At 49.2% G+C, this 16,185-nt stretch carries 13 protein-coding genes; 1 reads left to right on the top strand and 12 read right to left on the bottom strand.

Annotation, left to right across the window (positions count from 1 at the left end; all coding sequences use genetic code 11):
- Positions 1 to 7 precede the first annotated feature (7 nt).
- Complete coding sequence (locus ACSTTG_RS03145) at positions 8 to 1,732, bottom strand: sodium:solute symporter family transporter (RefSeq protein WP_438473766.1); 1,725 nt, start codon at positions 1,730 to 1,732, stop codon at positions 8 to 10.
- A 326-nt stretch (positions 1,733 to 2,058) separates the two neighbouring features.
- Here ACSTTG_RS03145 and ACSTTG_RS03140 point away from each other — a divergent pair, with 326 nt between their 5' ends.
- Positions 2,059 to 2,853, top strand: a complete 795-nt coding sequence (locus tag ACSTTG_RS03140; RefSeq protein WP_438459273.1) for a YeeE/YedE thiosulfate transporter family protein — start codon at positions 2,059 to 2,061, stop codon at positions 2,851 to 2,853.
- A 31-nt stretch (positions 2,854 to 2,884) separates the two neighbouring features.
- Here the strand turns inward: ACSTTG_RS03140 and ACSTTG_RS03135 are convergent, their stop codons facing one another.
- From ACSTTG_RS03135 to wecB, 11 genes are all read right to left on the bottom strand, one after another.
- Positions 2,885 to 4,708: a hypothetical protein gene (locus tag ACSTTG_RS03135; protein ID WP_438473765.1), complete on the bottom strand. Its 1,824-nt coding sequence runs from the start codon at positions 4,706 to 4,708 to the stop codon at positions 2,885 to 2,887.
- A gap of 151 nt (positions 4,709 to 4,859) precedes the next feature.
- A complete protein-coding gene (locus tag ACSTTG_RS03130; protein ID WP_438473764.1) occupies positions 4,860 to 5,231 on the bottom strand; it encodes a hypothetical protein in 372 nt (123 codons plus the stop codon).
- 44 nt (positions 5,232 to 5,275) lie between these two features.
- Positions 5,276 to 6,052, bottom strand: a complete 777-nt coding sequence (locus tag ACSTTG_RS03125; protein WP_438473763.1) for a WecB/TagA/CpsF family glycosyltransferase — start codon at positions 6,050 to 6,052, stop codon at positions 5,276 to 5,278.
- Complete coding sequence (locus ACSTTG_RS03120; protein ID WP_438473762.1) at positions 6,009 to 7,217, bottom strand: aspartate-semialdehyde dehydrogenase; 1,209 nt, start codon at positions 7,215 to 7,217, stop codon at positions 6,009 to 6,011. The genes ACSTTG_RS03125 and ACSTTG_RS03120 overlap by 44 nt, the downstream gene beginning before the upstream one ends.
- A 69-nt stretch (positions 7,218 to 7,286) precedes the next feature.
- Complete coding sequence (locus ACSTTG_RS03115) at positions 7,287 to 8,555, bottom strand: phenylacetate--CoA ligase family protein (RefSeq protein ID WP_438473761.1); 1,269 nt, start codon at positions 8,553 to 8,555, stop codon at positions 7,287 to 7,289.
- Positions 8,556 to 8,856: 301 nt separating this feature from the next.
- Positions 8,857 to 9,927, bottom strand: coding sequence for a glycosyltransferase family 4 protein (locus tag ACSTTG_RS03110; RefSeq protein WP_438473760.1), 1,071 nt, complete (start codon positions 9,925 to 9,927; stop codon positions 8,857 to 8,859).
- Complete coding sequence (locus tag ACSTTG_RS03105; protein ID WP_438458981.1) at positions 9,927 to 11,135, bottom strand: phenylacetate--CoA ligase family protein; 1,209 nt, start codon at positions 11,133 to 11,135, stop codon at positions 9,927 to 9,929. The genes ACSTTG_RS03110 and ACSTTG_RS03105 overlap by 1 nt, the downstream gene beginning before the upstream one ends.
- A gap of 200 nt (positions 11,136 to 11,335) precedes the next feature.
- Entirely contained in the window at positions 11,336 to 12,538 is a 1,203-nt protein-coding gene (locus ACSTTG_RS03100) for a hypothetical protein (RefSeq protein ID WP_438458980.1), read from the bottom strand.
- The gene (locus tag ACSTTG_RS03095) at positions 12,528 to 13,703 is read right to left on the bottom strand and encodes an O-antigen ligase family protein (RefSeq protein WP_438473759.1); all 1,176 of its coding nucleotides are present in this window, start codon (positions 13,701 to 13,703) and stop codon (positions 12,528 to 12,530) included. The genes ACSTTG_RS03100 and ACSTTG_RS03095 overlap by 11 nt, the downstream gene beginning before the upstream one ends.
- Positions 13,690 to 14,934: a UDP-N-acetyl-D-mannosamine dehydrogenase gene (wecC, locus tag ACSTTG_RS03090; RefSeq protein ID WP_438458978.1), complete on the bottom strand. Its 1,245-nt coding sequence runs from the start codon at positions 14,932 to 14,934 to the stop codon at positions 13,690 to 13,692. Before wecC ends, ACSTTG_RS03095 begins: the two co-directional genes overlap by 14 nt.
- 45 nt (positions 14,935 to 14,979) lie before the next feature.
- Positions 14,980 to 16,104, bottom strand: a complete 1,125-nt coding sequence (gene wecB, locus ACSTTG_RS03085) for a non-hydrolyzing UDP-N-acetylglucosamine 2-epimerase (RefSeq protein WP_438473758.1) — start codon at positions 16,102 to 16,104, stop codon at positions 14,980 to 14,982.
- Between the last annotated feature and the right edge of the window lie 81 nt (positions 16,105 to 16,185).

Raw genomic sequence — 16,185 nt, 5'->3', positions numbered from 1 at the left:
GGCAGAATTAGGCTGCGGCTAGTGCTAGTTTGTGTAAGCGTTGCGACATCGAGGCAAGCCCGGCACCACATAGGAAAATTGCGCCGCCGATGCCACCAAAGATACAGGCATCTGACAGTGTCTCAGTCGTGCAGGCAAACAGCGAGACAATCACGCCCAGTGCCATCATTGCCCGGCCCATAAAGATACCATTAGCATGGTCAATTGGTGTCTGCTCTTGCTCACTCATTGGTGTTGCAAGTCGTTGCTCTACCTCAGGATTGTAATTGCGGTTTGGTGTCATCCAGCGTGTGGCAGCAAAGAAGCCACCCGTGAACACGATATGCGCAATCAGCGTCAAACCAATCACCAAATCAATCTGCTCGCGACCATTGAGCACGCCCGTCCAAGGCTCAAGCCAGCGCACGTCAAAGATAAAGTGCATAAAGGCAGAGACTAGCAAGCCAACGCATACCGTAGCCCAGCCAGACCATGATGGGGTGCGCAAGTTAACCAGCGCGAGGAAAGAAGGCACCGAGAGTGGCATCTGCAATAGCGCGGTAAAGATCATCATGATATCAAACAGGCTATAGCCCTCGATACGGGCAAAAATCAGCGCCACTGCGCCAGCCAAGATGCCGGTGGCAAGGGTTGAAGCTTTACCCCACAGCATCTGCTGTTGATCGCTCGCTGCCGGGTTAATCAATGATAAGTACACATTGTTGACCACGATCCCTGCATTGCGATTGAGCGCAGTGGTCATAGGTGACACTGTCGCGGCGAGCATCGCTACCATCACCAAACCGAGCAGGCCATGCGGCATGTAGTATTCGATGTAGTAGAGATAGGCGGCATTATTGGCGCCCGCCCCGAGGTTTGGATAGATTGAAGCCAAGTCGACATCCAGCGAGGCAACAAACCATGGTGGCGAGAACCACAACAGCGGTGCTAACAGAAATAAGAATCCAGCAAGCAGCGCAGAGCGAGTCGCTTCTTTTTCGTTACTGGTGATCAAAAAGCGGTAGCTGCTCAGGGCATTATTGGTGTTGAGGGTCTGCTTAAGCATCATCACCCCGGCCCACAGAACAAAGATCTGCCATACCGAGATATCATCGCCCATCACCATCTCAGGGACGGACTCTACCGGTAGGCTCACTACATGTTTTGCTGCGGTAGCGCCAACCACGACCGTGATGGTAACCAGCAGCACCAACTGGATCACATTGGTGGCAGAGACGGTCCATACCCCACCTGCAACCGCAATAAACGTCACCAGTGTGGTGATAGCAATAATCGTAATATCAATACTGATGCCAAAGGTCGCAGATAGGAAAGCCCCTAGGCCATTGAGCCAGATGGCGGCACCGACCAGGGTGATCGGAAAGCTTGACCAGGTAAAGACTTGCTCAGACAGCTTATCAAAACGCAGGCGGATCACATCCATGGCCGTTGCCACGCGCAAGCGGCGATAGCGCTTGGCAAAGTACAGCGCCGAGACAAAAAAGCCCAGCGCATTGCCCCAGAAAACAAACATAATACTCAGGCCGTCCTCAAACGCTTTCGCGGCCGCGCCGGTAAAGGTCCAAGCAGAAAACTGAGTCATAAAAGCGGTGGCACCCGCCATCCACCAAGTCATTGCGCCATTGCCCTTGATAAAGCCATCAGCGCTGCTGGCATGGCGTTTGAACGCCGAGGTTACGATAAGTAGAAACACAAAATACAGTGCTAGTACTGACCAATCGAGATGTGTCACGTGAGTTACCCAAAATGTGAGAAGAACAGGAAGGCGTTATTTTCAAAATAACGTTTTAGAAATATTGTATGACAAAATCACTCTCACATATTGAGACATCGATCACTAATGGTGGAGAAAGCACCTTTTCAGCTGTGGTGTCGCCAAAGCGCTGAACAAGGTGAGCCTGTGCGCTTTGACTATAGTTAACAGCATAATGGTGAGCGCTCGGAGGGGCTATGTTGTTTGTACTCTCGATGATTTGTATCTTTGTCTTAGGCTACTTAGCGCAGTCTACCGGGCTGTGTATGGTCAACGGAGTAAGGCGAGCAATAGAGGGCGCACCGATGTTTCTTATTGCGATCATTTTCAGTGGCACACTAGGTTGGCTATTTATGGGGGTGGGATTGTGGTTTGATAAAAGCACCGTCTTCACTGCTTATTGGCCAAGCTTTTACTCCCTGTTTGGCGGGCTTTTGTTTGGTATTGGTGCTGCGGTGAATAGTGGCTGTGGGGTGTCAACCATTAGCCGGTTAGCGCGTGGAGAGTTAGTGATGCTGGCAACCATAGCGGGTTGGGTTGTTGCTTGGATAGCACTGATCGCGACGTTACCCGATAACCTCGCTGGGCGGCCAATAACAATGCCGGGCTGGGCGCATTATGCGGTGTTGGTGGGTTTAACCATTGCTGTTTTGGTCGTGGTGTGGCGGATGACAGAAGGTCATCGCAAGTTATGGGCATCGATGCTGGGCATTGGGCTTATGGCAGGAGTGGTGTTTGTGTTTGAGCCCCATTGGACGCCGAGTGGTTTGCTCAACTCGATTAGCGCGACGCTCTGGTATCAGAGTGAGCATTCGTGGCCTAGTGGTGAACGCTTTTGGCTGATGGCCGTGTTGCTCAGTGGTATGGTCGTGGCCGCTGTGCACTCAAGTAGTTTTTCTCTGCGCTTGGCAGGTCTCAAAGCTGGACTCAAACACCTAGGGGCTGGCGTCTTGATGGGGCTGGGGGCTGTGATGGCCGGAGGTGGGAATGATACCCAACTGCTGGTCGCCATGCCGGCTCTCTCACCTGCAGGAGTTGCCAGCGTGGCGAGCATAGTGATCGGTATCTATCTAGGAATTAAGCTGATAGCGCGCGGCTAACAGCGCGCTATTAGGTCACTTTTATCGTGACCTATTCTGGTCGCTTACGGCTTTGTGCTACGGGCTTTTGGTTACGTGATAACAGGCGTTGATAGCACTGAGTTAGGCGGTAGTTTACTTGCTCCATCATATCTGCAAGCACTCGCACCACACCTTTACTCTTTAGCTTGTGCATTAGATAAAGCAGGTAGGCGTTGCCCGTTTTTGTGCTCTGGTTAATCACACCAGAAAGTTGCTCAGCAAGGCGTTGGTACACTCTGCGCTTATAGTGGCGAATATCATAGGCGTAGTCACTGGTGCTGGTGATGAGTTTTCTCACATCCACAAGAGTAACCCGCTCAGAGTTCTCACTCACAAAGCGATCAACAACCTTGTTCATCTCCTTGTGCCTCGCAACACAGCCAGGCTCAACCTTTAAAGGCGGCTCAACCTCCGCACCATTAATCAATATTAAGCGCGTGTTGGGTGCGATAACGTCCAGCAGTTGGTTGAGGTTGGTATAGAACTCCTCACCACTGATCGGGCCAATGTTGGTATGCGTTTTATAAAACTGCTCGAGCTGGGCAACCTCTCGCTCATCAATCCCCTTGGTTTTAAGCGGACGGTAATAACCCGCAAATGGTGTGATATGGCCATCCTCAGAGCGATACAGGTCTTGGGTATAGTCCATCAGCACACTGAAGATCACGTAGTCAAAGCGCGGGTCTGACAGCTGGGACTCAAAGGCTGAGCGAGGTAGGAATGGCACATTGTCACGATAGTGCGTTTTGCCCAACATAATGTAAGAGTGATCAGGATGAATGGGCATATTGCCCGAGCTAGTGTAATTAACTTCCTCTTCAATATCGCTTTTGTTGGTCAAATAGATGGTCATTTGGGTCAAATCGCAGCCACCTTTTAGTAGTATGCGCAATTGCTGAGTCTTGGCCTCTGGCTGTGATTGTACACCCTGCTTTGCATTCTCACTTAGGGCTATCCAGTCTGGGCAAAAGTCGCGGTCTAACTCACCGGATACATCACCAACAATATTGAGTTCGGGTGCTCCTAGATGATGATACAGAAATTGCTCCACACCGAGGTTGAGGATCCGACAAGAAAACACAAAGTGAACTAGCTGCTGATTCTGCTTGTTCAACGCAATAAAGCCGACTAAGCCATAATCACCATAGTTATCGGCTACCTTGACACTCAAAGTCTCAACATCGTCTGAACGTACTAGTGTCGTCAGTGCTAATTGAGAGTCACGCTGCTTGGTAAAATTGAGCTGGTTGGTGCGTGACACGAGTTCGGTGAGTCGCTCAATATCGGACTCAACACTGGGGTTGAGGTAAACATGAATGTTGGAGTCGCGCAGAAAATCCAAGTCAGTGTCGTAATGACTCTTGGCTTGATGCTTTTGCTCCAATAGTTTGTATTGGTTTAGGCGGCTGTGCTCCCGGTCATCCTTACCTTTCACGTCATACAGTGATTCTAGTTGTGGCAACTGATCTGGGTGCATGGTGTGAATCGACGGGACAACGGTCTGCACTTCTTTGAGATTCAGATGATTATCGTCAATAAACAGCACATTCACTGGGCGCAGCCCCATCGCCTCGATAGTGTCTTTGACAGCGTTTCCCTTGGCATAAAAACCAATCTTGGCGAAAACAAAATAGGACCAAACCCCTAACTCTTCGAGCTTTTGCTTGGTCTGGTCATAATGGTTTTTAGAAGAGATTGAGTTGATGATCCCACGGTCGGTCAAGCGTTTGACCAAATCAATGTTGCTCTCTATCGGCGTGATCCCTTCCTCAGAAAGCGTCCCGCTCCAGAAGGTCTCATCCAGGTCCCAAATAATGGCTTTAATCAACGTCATGTCGAACCTACCAAATTTTCTCAATCAAAGTGAATACACAGTGAAGGTGCAGCTCTGTTGGCTGACGCTTCACGGCTTGCAACGTGACGTCTCATACAAATTATTATTTTTATAGAGTGCTGCTGTTGTCTACCAGCAACGCTGACTACGCTCAGAGTCGGTGACTCAGTGCTATACCGGAGATGACTCCGGCGTAATTGCCCGCAAGATCAAGCCAGGAAAAGTCCCGCAAGTCCGAAAATAGTTGCAGCAGTTCATCACCAGTAAAGGCCACGAGGAGCACGGCGAGTGCGGGATTAAACGCATAGTTACCAAGCTTAAAGCGCCACTGAGCAAAGGCGCTATAGACAAACAGAGTAACGACACCCGTGGCGACAAAGTGCAGCACTAGGTCACCGCCTAAGCTCTGCTCAATGTAGGTAAAAAAAGGGTCGAAAAAGCCGAGGCTTTTAAACTGAGATGCGATTAAAAAAAGGGCGAAAAAAATCGCAGCAACCAGTTTAGCGCTTTTAAATTGAAGCATGAGCAGTGCCTCCATCCTTGTGAGTGCGTGCTGTCATCGCGCCGCTAAACCCTATCCGTGTTTTGCCCAGAGGCGGACGGGGGTGAATTAAAGCTTTTCAGTCGCTCTTTGATTAGTAACCAGGCAAAGGTAGTGTTGGTGACTAGATAGCGTTTCCACATACGACGGGGCTCCTGAATGACACGATAAAGCCACTCTAATCCGGCGTTTTGCATCCATAAAGGAGCTCGAGTGACCTTGCCTGCGACGACATCAAATGTGCCGCCGACTCCCATCACGAAATTAACACCAAGTTGGTCTTTCCATTGGTTGATAAAGTTCTCTTTTTTAGGCGAGGTGATCGCCACAAATAGAAGCTTGGCACCAGAGCGATGAATCTTATCAACGACGGCTTGCTCGTTATCCCAAAAATAGCCATGGTGGTACCCTGCTACCACAAGATCGGGGTGTTGCTGGCTTAAGGTTTGAGCTGTTTTCGCCACCACCTCTTCTTCGGCACCCAGTAGGAAAATCGGCAGCGAGCGAGCAGCACTCATAGCAACGAGGTTGTGAAACAGATCCACACCTGCCACACGCTCTGGGACATCATGACCACAAAAACGAGCGCCCCAAACCACACCCATGCCATCAATATTGATCAGATCGCATTCAGTCACTGATTGGGCCAGTTGAGGATCTTTTTGCATGTTGACCAGCTTTGCGACATTAACGACAACATGTTGGGTGAATGAGCCATCCAGTACCGCAGATTCAATCTGCGACACCGTTTCACCCATACTAGCGACATCCATAGGACTGTTGAGAAAGTTGATCCGTTTCACGAGAGGCTCCTTGTGATTTAATCCGGCTAAGGTATGAAAATGAGTAGTAGACCCATGCTTGCGTCCATCGAAGGTAGTCTACTGAGTTGGTCAACAATGCATGCTTTTGATAAACAAAGCGTCGGTTACGCTTTTTGTATAAAGTATCGATAGAGCGCTGACAGACCTTTTCAGCCCATAGAATGTCCTGTGGCGTGCCGCCAACTTTAACAAAGGTTAAGATAGCCTGGGCTACAGAGTGCATGTCCAAAGGGTAGCGAGACTGGTTGTAGTATTTCGCAGTGCCATCTTGTTCAAACAGGGCGCGACGATAGAAATTTAGTCCCTTTTTGATGACCACATCAAACTCGCTGATATTGAGGCTTTGTTTAATTAGGTGCAGTGCCTCAAGGTTATATCCAGTATGAAACCCATCAATAAACTGGTGATGGCTGCGACTGCCGTAGACCCATGAGCCATCGTCTTGTTGGGCACGAGCCGAGCTGCGTGCGCAGCGCAGCGCAGACTCGACCAGAGCATAATCATGGGTGATGCCTCCAGCCTTGGCCATCCATGCAGCGCCCCACAAATTGGCATTGTGGACAAATGCGGTTTCTCCAGGGATGTAAGCGACATAGCTATCATCCCCCGCCTCGACAACCAGTGACTGGGCGATAAACTGAGCAGCATCGAGTGCCGGACGCACATACTTGAGGTTATCGGTCACTTTCCCCAACTGATAGAGTGCCTGCGCGACATAAATGGTGGTAATCACGTTGGGCTTACCTTTAGGCACATAAAACGCGCGCGCATTCCAGTCAAAATGGTAGCCCCAGCAACTGTGCTGCCAAATGGTTTGGTCACAGCGCTGCTCTAACAGCCAATCACCCAGGTCAGTCGCTTGTGAGAGATAGGCCTTATCACCACTGGTGTGATAATTTTCTAACAGACCTAGAATAAACAAACCGATCCCTTTCGGATTGCGTTTTTTTGGCACACCGAGTAGGGGGCGAAAATTCACCATCGAGCGCTTATGGAACTGTGTCCATATTAATCCAAATAGGCTTCTTCGTAGGCTGGGGTGACTTTCTAAATAAGTGCTGTTTAGGCCATCAAAAGGATCGTAACCTGCAAAGTCATCTTTTATAGCATTATCAAGAATATCTTGATTTATCTTGTCTAACATTCTACCGCGTCCATTGTGTTCAAAAGTTAGCGAGTTATTTTAATTGCTCGGTCAATCGACAGGGCAATACTACATATTAGAAATAACCTGTATGACTTTGCCATTTTCAGTTCTTGGAATCTTCTCAACTTCTTTAATAATCACCTTCATCGAATCCCCAAGCTTCAGCTTGCACTTGGCGATGAGTAGCTCTTGTTGGTGGCTATCAAAGGCCTCATTGACGACGACATGTGCCTCAATGGTGTCTTCTGACTGCTGGATGATTTGCGTTGCCAGCAGTCCGTGGATTCCTTTTGATATGTGGGCAACAGATGAAACGTTATTGCCGAGCTTATCGGTGATGTAGTCACACAGCCGGCCCTCAATGTAATCAAAGCTCAGGGTAACCTTGCCACATTGGCAGGGACCTTGATTGGTGATGGTGACGAAATCTCCGGTGCGATAGCGCAAAATGGGGTAAAGATGATTTATAAAGTTGGTGCCGATGATCTCATAGCGGTTGTCGTCGACTTTTTCTAGCTCGACATAGCTGTAGTCTTCGTTAATGTGATAGCGGCCGTGTTCGCACATTCCAGCACTGGCGACACGTTCAGAGAGCCCGTACCAATCAAAAACCTTGCATCTAAAGCGCTCCTCGACGATGTGGCGCATTTCTGGGGGCAGCCATTCCGAAGAGGTGATAATCGACTTTAGCTCACCTGCATAGTATGCGTCATTAGCCTCGAGGTACTTGGCTAGAGCCATTATCGATGAGGGTGTTGCCTGGATTATTTGAGTGCCAAATTTCTCTAGTGCCTCAAGATACAAGGGGATCGATTGGTTGCTGAGATGAAACGAGGACATCAGCATCATGTTTTCAAAGTAAGAGTAACGCCAGTATGGCGGTGTCTGAGATTTGAGTGGCACAATTAGCTCTGCGCGGATCCAAGCTCGCTTGTCACCCTTGATATAACCTGCTTGACGTAGATAACGGCTGACAAAGGCCTGCTCAATCTTCACCGTGCGTAAATCTTGGTGAATGGTGATAGGTATCCCGCTGGTACCACTGGTGCAGTTTTTGATGGACACCCCTTTTTGCTTTTTGTTCACAAAAGCACCTGGGTTACTCACAATATCTTGCTTAGAGATAGTGGGGATCTGCTTTAGGATCACATAGGGGTCTGACTCACTCACAAGCAAATGACGAAACTGGCTGTAGTACTCGGTATTTTCAATTGCGTTATGTAGCGCTTCACGCAGTCGCTTCTCTTTGTAGGCATCCATAGCGTCGCGGTCGTATTCGAGATCAATGACCTTTTCTAAAATCTCATCGGTATCACTACGCTCCCTAACCAGCATTCGCAGTAATCCACGAATCGATATAAAAATGCTTTGGATATGGGGGTGACTCCAAGTGTAAAATATGGTTCTGAACATTTCAGTTTGCCTCTCAGTTCCATTTTGGCGTTTACCGCAAGTGTTATATTTTCGCCTTGATTCGTAGTTGGAACTTTAATAATGGTCACTCACTATAAAAGTGACGGTTATTATTTTCTTGATGCAATGGTCTTCCGCGAGTATAGCTATACGACTTGAACGGAAAACCGGATTATAAATTTCAAGCTTTGGTACTATTTTAATCCCTTAGGCACTGTCACGACTATAGCGAAAGCAACTCTTGATATATTTTTTCTATCTTTGGCATCACGACAGAAGGGCTAAAATTATTACAATACTTTTGATACGCCTGTTGAGATATTCGATTACGCAATGCTTCACTGGCCAACAGCGCTTTCAACGCATTGGCGAGGCCGTCCGTATCGCCGGCCTGGACCAGAAGGCCATCTTGATTGTTGGTGATGGCATCGGGAATCCCCCCAACGGTGGAGGAGATGACGGGTATTTTGGCGCACATTGCCTCGAGAATACCCATTGGAAAACCCTCTTTATAGCTGGGTAGAACGTAAATGCTCGATCTTGCCATCCAGTCACTTTTCTCTTTGCCTGCGATCCAGCCAAGAAACATCACTTGGTCGTTGATCCCGAGTTTGTCCGCGAGCTCTTGATAACCGTTAATGTCACCATCGCCCCCTAACGCAAGACGACTGGTGGGAAATTGCGGTGCAACCTGGGCGAACGCTCGCAGTAGATCCCCGGTACCTTTATAGCCACACAGACGACCAAGAAATAGGATATTAATGGTTTCGCACGGAACCGGCGGGATCTCGACCTGAGGGACCGCATTGTGGACCAAGGCGGCCTTATCTGAGTCATTAAGTAGGGTTTGTACCCATTTAAGCCATTGAGTTGAAAGGACAATGACTTTATCGGCAAGATTAAAGGTCTCGCGAATACGCGCTTGTTTTCTTGGTGGGCACTTATCAAAGAAATCTTTAAAGCCACCACCGTGCAAATGAATAATGACTCGCGCGCCCAACCACTTTCCAAGGCGCACGACCTGAGCCTTACGCATGTAGCTGCCACGAGAGGCCATATGCACGTGGATCAGGCCGATATTGTAGCGCAAGGCGTAGGCAGTAATGGTCAGTAAGCAGCGCATATGGGTCCACAGCGCTTGGAGCTTGGTCGTGTTGCGAGATGAGTGACTGGCCACATAGCGGAAGTTGTGTTTGCTGAGCAACCCCTCTTCTTGGTAGATACTGACAACCGTGGCGATGCCACCTTGACCTGTCCAGTCAGTACCCACCATAAGATTAATCGTTTGTCTCATTATAGGCCCCCGGTCCGGATCACTGAGCGAAACTTACCTGAAGCGGTGCGAGGGATCTCCTCCGTCGCTTCAAACTTGAGATTGACCAATGATCCCAGCCTAGAGCGGAGGCCTTTCTCCATCGCGGTCTCTAGCTTAACTAGATTGGTATTCTGGTGCGGTACATAACGGATGATCAATTCATCGCTCAGACGCTGCTCGATCTGGCACTCAATCAGGCCATTTAACCCTTTGAAAGCAACATCGAGACGGCCGATCCGCCGCCCATCAGCGAGGATCACATAGTCATCATTGCGGCCCAAGATCCGAGTAACAAAAGGGGCAGGGTTGCCGCACGCACAGCCGCCATCGGTACGCAGCCCCTCGACATAATCCTTGGTGTCATAGCGCAGCAGCGGCATAGCGCTGTTGTGGACGTTACTGCCGACAATCTTAGTGCCATGCTCATCCTCTACAAACTCGACAATCGAGTAATCATCTCGCACATGATAATTGCCATAGCGGCACTGCTGAAGGGTCGCCACACGTTCAGCTTGACCATAGTGGTCAAATACACTGCCAAAGACACTTTTGACCAGCTGTTGATTTTCAACCGTGAAGGTTTCACTACTGGTAAATACGCACTTCAAGTCCCAACTGGGCTGCCAGCCGATACTTTGCGCCATTTTTGCTAATGGTGTGATGGTACTTGGATAAGCCATTATCACATCTGGCTTGTAGCGTTCTAGCTCAGCCAAATAGTCGCCGAAAGTATGTTCGGATAGGTGGAAAGAGGACATCATTAGTCGTTTGGTAAAGGGCATTTTTCGCCAGTAAGGAGCCGACTTTATGTCTGGATCGCATACCTTGTCGCCACGTAGTACCGCGATTTTAGGTCGAACAGGGACATCTTGTGCCTTAAGGTGAGTCTTGACGATGTACTCTTCGAGGATCACGGATTTATAGCTACGATACACCGTCATTGGAGAATTCGTCGTGCCACTGGTGTAGCCCTTAATGAAAAAGTGGCTGTTCCGCCGCTCAGACTCTGCTCGGCTCATTAGGTCAGCCTTATCAATGATGGGCAGATTCTGAGTGCTAATTTGATATGGGGTAAAGTTCTTAAAAATCTTACCTAAATGATTACGATAGATAAAATTGGCGGCGTAGTTCTCCTTGAGTAGCCACCAAAAAAAATCTTTTGTATATACCGGCAACTGCTTAAACATTGATTTATATCCTATAAACTTGCAGTCAGTAAAATGACATCAATAAGGTTAGTCGCGCTCAGGTCCCAGTGCTAGTGCGACCACTTAAGGCCAGAGTTATTGTGCACAAGCGTAATCTTCTCGGGCCATTATGTTGTCATTAGGTTAATAATCACCTTTGGTGTTTATCTGTCTCTTATGTCGGGGTTTTAACGGGGTTATCATCCCTTCGAATGCTTGATCTCAATACTGGTTGTTGTTTGCTGAGACTTTGTGCTTGTCACATTATTCCGGTTCATTATTTGCGCTGCGTAATGGTGGTTGAGATACAGTTTTATGCCCTGAAAGCCAACAAACAACAGCATTAATAACAAGGCACGCTCGTAGCCCTGAGCCATGGTTAAAAACGCAAGACCACTGGCTAGCGCGAGCAATAGCGACGAAAAGGCATTAATCTTCATTATTGTGCTCGAACGGCCACAAACTTGCAGAACGTTTGAAAAGGGTAGGCTGAGCTGCGATACCTGCATGGCGACAAAAATCAGCAAAAATGCTAACCAGCTTTCTGGATAGACGTATTGGACCACCTGCCAAACCGTGAAAATAGCCACACTGGCAAAAGCAAGGATGCAGAAAAAGAAGGTGTAAACATTGTGCTTGTGAATACCATTGAGTCGCATATCGGGAATATGCTTGGCTGACATTGCGCGCGGGATTAAGTAGGCCACGCCCGAGATATAGAACACCTGGGTGATCTGAGGCGCAAGATCTTCACCTAACTCTCCTATCAAGACGAGGGGCACGAAACACATCAGGGAGGTGGAGAACATATTTGATGCGGCGTACTTAAAGTAGTGTGAAATTGCTTCCCGGTGACCAACCGCTGGGGCTTGGTTTGCACACTCATCCTCGGCCTTATCAATGAACAAAAGGGGCAGGAAAAACAGCAAGATTGACATGGTGAGCAATAATGGCGCGTTGTCGATGACAAAGTAGGCGCAGATGCTAAATAGTAACGTGGTGGCAAAACTGGCTTTGAGTAACGGCTTAAATGCCGCAATGTTGAGATGCTCGCGTTTGGCTACCTCATACAGCGATAAAAAAATCGTCGACAGCAATACGGCGACACAGTAGGCGGCACCGTCGTCTTTTAGGGTGAAGGCGTACGCAATCAGAAAGGCAATAACAGAGAAGATAATCGGGATCAGGTATTTCTGCTGTAAGCTGAGCTTATACTCTTTTGACATCATTATTGAGGCGATCGGTAGCCCAGTAAATGACGATAAAAAAGCCACCCAAAAGAAGCCCTGTGAGAACTCTTTTGCGACCTCATGACCTGCTAATACTGTCGCCACCAATACCACAAACAGTTTGTAGCCGCTGGGAAATGAGATCGCGAGTAGAGGGTATATTTTATTGATCATGTTGTTCTTCTTGATAAAAGTAGGCAAAGGCCAGTGCCAGTGAAATATAAAAGATATACGCTGGCAGAGGGCGCGTGATAAGCCCGTTACTAAAGGTAATGGTGAACATGAACGCCAAAATGATAAAGCGCACCCCTGACTGGGCAAACATGCGATAGAGGCAAGCGAATGTGGCCAGCACCAATCCCAGATAGATAATCCCACCCTCGACCAAAAAGGTCAGTACGTCACTGTGAGCGCCTTTTTCCTCCCACCACCATATCTCGGTGATGATCAAGTCGCTGCCGACGCCATTGCCTATCAGCCAGGCCAGTGGCTCGTTGTTACCCAGCTGCTCAACTTTCTCCATATACATCGATGTGCGCCCAGAGGTGAATAACTCGAACTCTGGCGTTGCTACGACAAAGGCGGCGATAAACAACAGCACAACCCCGAGCATGGGTAATACGGATTCGAATACGGACGACTCGCCAAAGCGCATTCGACTCGCCAGTAGCAGTCCCAAGAAAATGAGACCTGCGCCGGTTGCTGTGCGCACCCCCCAGCCCACACTGATGGTGGCAAGAATAGCAATGCCTGCCAGTGTGAGTAAGCGCAGACTAACTTGGTTGCTGATGTGCAGTACATACAGAATAAAGAACACCGACAACGCGACATAAGCGGTTGTGTGCAGTCCGCCAAAATAGGAGGGTAGCCATACCTCAAGACGGTTCCCTGAGTCAGGCAGCAATACCAAGCCCGCGATGGTCAATACCGCGATATACAAGCACAATCGCTTAGCGATGAGCGATGCGAGCGAAAAGTCCTTGCTAAAATAGGACGCGAGCATTGGGAACAGCATTAAGGGTAGATAAACCCGCAGGTGAGCCGTGACCGCACGCACTAAACTTTCATCGGTGTAGATCATGGTCGACAGACAAAAAGTCAGCCCAGAGATCAAGGCCACCGCGTAGAGAAAAGAGAAGGTCCGCAAGGTAAAAGGGATGTAGATCAAAGCACTGCATAAAATCAAGATATCAAACAACTGAGCGATGCTGTTGACGGAGGCCGTTTCGTAGACCCCCGTCGCCCAAGGTGATATCAGCAGCTTCATGCACAAGGCGAACAGTGCGATATTGACGTACACCCGCTCTATCGGGTGGACACAAGGTCTAGATAATTCCATGGGTATCAATCACAACTTTTGCGGTTAGCTGAGTCTTGTCGATGTCAGCGAACTCTTTATGATTCACTAGCGCCACAATGATGTTGGCACCCTCAATTGCCGCATCGAGTGGCATGAGCTCAACCCCAGCACGCACCAACTCTTCGGGAAGAGCGTGGATATTAGGCTCGACTACGTACATCTTGCTGCCATACTGCTGAGCAAGTTCTTTGACAATTTGTAACGCTGGGCTCTCGCGTAGGTCATCGATATCAGGTTTGTAGGTTACGCCCAGGCAAGCTATCACAGGGGTTTTAAACTCTTCAGCATGGCGAGCAACCTTGTCCACCACATAATGCGGCTTAGCATCATTAGTCAGACGCGCCTGATGGATAAGTTTCGCTTCTTCTGGGCAGCTATCGACGATGAACCACGGGTCGATCGCGATACAGTGCCCCCCAACGCCAGGACCTGGACTAAGGACATTGACGCGCGGATGGCGATTGGCCAGTCGGATTAATTCCCACACATTGATCTTGAGTTTGTCACAGATGACAGAGAGCTCGTTGGCATAAGCAATGTTGACATCACGGAACGAGTTTTCGGTGAGCTTGGACATCTCTGCAGTACGTGCATTTGTTGTGATGCAGTCACCACGAACGAAAATCTTGTACAGCTCGACCGCGCGCTGTGAACAGGCCTTGGTAAGGCCGCCGATGATGCGATCGTTAGAGACCAACTCCTGCAGGACATAGCCAGGCAATACACGTTCTGGACAGTGGGCAATATGAATATCCGCTTGGTCAGTACTATCACAAGGAAAGCACAGGTCTGGACGAGCGTCTTTTAGCCACTCGGCAACCATTTCAGTGGTCCCGACAGGTGAAGTGGACTCGACGACCACCAAATTACCTTTTTCGAGCACCGGCGCGATGGCTTTGGCTGCGGCTTCCACATAAGAGAGGTCGGGTTGCTTGTTATCGAGAATAGGGGTGGGTACGGCAATCAAAAACGCATCGCTTGGCTCTGGCGTTGTGGTGGCACGTAAATTCTCAGTCTGAACCACACTGCGTACCACGATATCCAAATCAGGTTCGACAATGTGGATCTTTCCTTGGTTGACGGTATCGACGGTGTTCGGGTTGACATCAACCCCCAGCACATTCACGCCACGCGACGCGAGCACAGCGGCAGTAGGCAGGCCGATGTAGCCCAGACCGATAACAGAAACATTTTTGAATGGCAAAGACATAATAACGCTCTCTATTCCGTGAGACAAAAGGTTGAGTAAGTGTGTTTAGCGTGCGGCGAGTACAGCGAGAATTCGCTCTGTCGCCCTACCATCCCCGTAAGGGTTGGTCGCTTGCGCCATGCTTTGATAGGCGCTAGGGTCTGTCAGCAGTTGGTCCAGAGCATGAGCAATGGTGTCAGAGTCAGTGCCCACCAGTTTGACCGTGCCTGCTTCAACGGCTTCTGGACGCTCGGTCGTATCGCGCATAACCAAGACAGGCTTACCGAGCGATGGGGCCTCCTCCTGGATACCGCCTGAGTCAGTCAAGATGATATGGGCTTGGTTCATCAGGTAGACGAACGCCAAGTACTGCTGTGGTTCAATCAAGTGCACGTTGCTGATGCCATACAACAGCGCATTGACAGGCTCTTTGACATTCGGGTTGAGATGCACCGGATAGACAATCTGACAATCGGGGTGTTTAGCTGCAGTAGTGGCGAGTGCCTGACAGATGTGCTCGATACCGGAGCCGAAGTTTTCACGCCGATGCCCCGTGACCAAGATCAGCTTTTGTTCCAGATTTAGTTGCGGGAACATTACCGCTAACGTGGCTTTAAGATCGTTATCATTTTCAATCCGATCGCGGATCATAAACAGCGCATCAATCACAGTGTTACCGGTGACGTGCACATGACTAGGGTCGATGTTTTCTGCCAAAAGATTGTCTTGTGATGTGCTTGTCGGCGCAAAGTGGTACTCGGTCAGACAGCCCGTTAACTTGCGATTCGCCTCCTCTGGCCATGGCGAGTAGATATTACCGGTACGCAAGCCCGCCTCAACATGGCCGACAGAGATATGTCGATAGTAAGCCGCCAATGAAGCTGCGAAGGTGGTGGCAGTGTCACCATGGACTAACACCACATCAGGCTGAAATTCCTCAAGTACAGCATCAAGCGCCTGAAGGATATTTGATGTCACCTGACCAAGGGTTTGCTTAGGACGCATAATATCCAGGTCATAATCAGGCGTGATTTGAAACAGATCCAGCACCTGATCGAGCATCTCGCGATGCTGTCCGGTGACGCAGACTTTGGCATCAAATCGCTTATCGTCCTTGAGCGCTTGAACCACAGGCGCCATTTTTATCGCTTCAGGTCGGGTACCAAAAACAGAAAGTACTTTCTTACTCATCGGTCTCTAAATCCATTTAATCAGTGAATGAATCAAGGTGCCACTGATGCTTCGACACGCAACACCTTGACAACGACGGCC

It is taken from the genome of Vibrio glycogenivorans (assembly GCF_051660965.1).
In the GTDB taxonomy this organism is placed as follows: domain Bacteria; phylum Pseudomonadota; class Gammaproteobacteria; order Enterobacterales; family Vibrionaceae; genus Vibrio.
The sequence above is the reverse complement of the archived record's forward strand: the minus strand, read 5'-3'. Positions and strand labels throughout refer to the sequence as shown.

Excerpts from the sequence above, each read along its gene's own strand:
- ACSTTG_RS03095 (WP_438473759.1), bottom strand. The coding sequence starts at position 13,703 with ATGGAATTATCTAGACCTTGTGTCCACCCGATAGAGCGGGTGTACGTC.
- wecB (WP_438473758.1), bottom strand. The coding sequence starts at position 16,104 with ATGAGTAAGAAAGTACTTTCTGTTTTTGGTACCCGACCTGAAGCGATA.
- ACSTTG_RS03130 (WP_438473764.1), bottom strand. The coding sequence starts at position 5,231 with ATGCTTCAATTTAAAAGCGCTAAACTGGTTGCTGCGATTTTTTTCGCC.
- ACSTTG_RS03105 (WP_438458981.1), bottom strand. The coding sequence starts at position 11,135 with ATGTTTAAGCAGTTGCCGGTATATACAAAAGATTTTTTTTGGTGGCTA.
- ACSTTG_RS03135 (WP_438473765.1), bottom strand. The coding sequence starts at position 4,708 with ATGACGTTGATTAAAGCCATTATTTGGGACCTGGATGAGACCTTCTGG.
- ACSTTG_RS03120 (WP_438473762.1), bottom strand. The coding sequence starts at position 7,217 with ATGTTAGACAAGATAAATCAAGATATTCTTGATAATGCTATAAAAGAT.
- ACSTTG_RS03115 (WP_438473761.1), bottom strand. The coding sequence starts at position 8,555 with ATGCTGGTTAGGGAGCGTAGTGATACCGATGAGATTTTAGAAAAGGTC.
- ACSTTG_RS03100 (WP_438458980.1), bottom strand. The coding sequence starts at position 12,538 with ATGATCAATAAAATATACCCTCTACTCGCGATCTCATTTCCCAGCGGC.
- wecC (WP_438458978.1), bottom strand. The coding sequence starts at position 14,934 with ATGTCTTTGCCATTCAAAAATGTTTCTGTTATCGGTCTGGGCTACATC.
- ACSTTG_RS03140 (WP_438459273.1), top strand. The coding sequence starts at position 2,059 with ATGTTTCTTATTGCGATCATTTTCAGTGGCACACTAGGTTGGCTATTT.
- ACSTTG_RS03110 (WP_438473760.1), bottom strand. The coding sequence starts at position 9,927 with ATGAGACAAACGATTAATCTTATGGTGGGTACTGACTGGACAGGTCAA.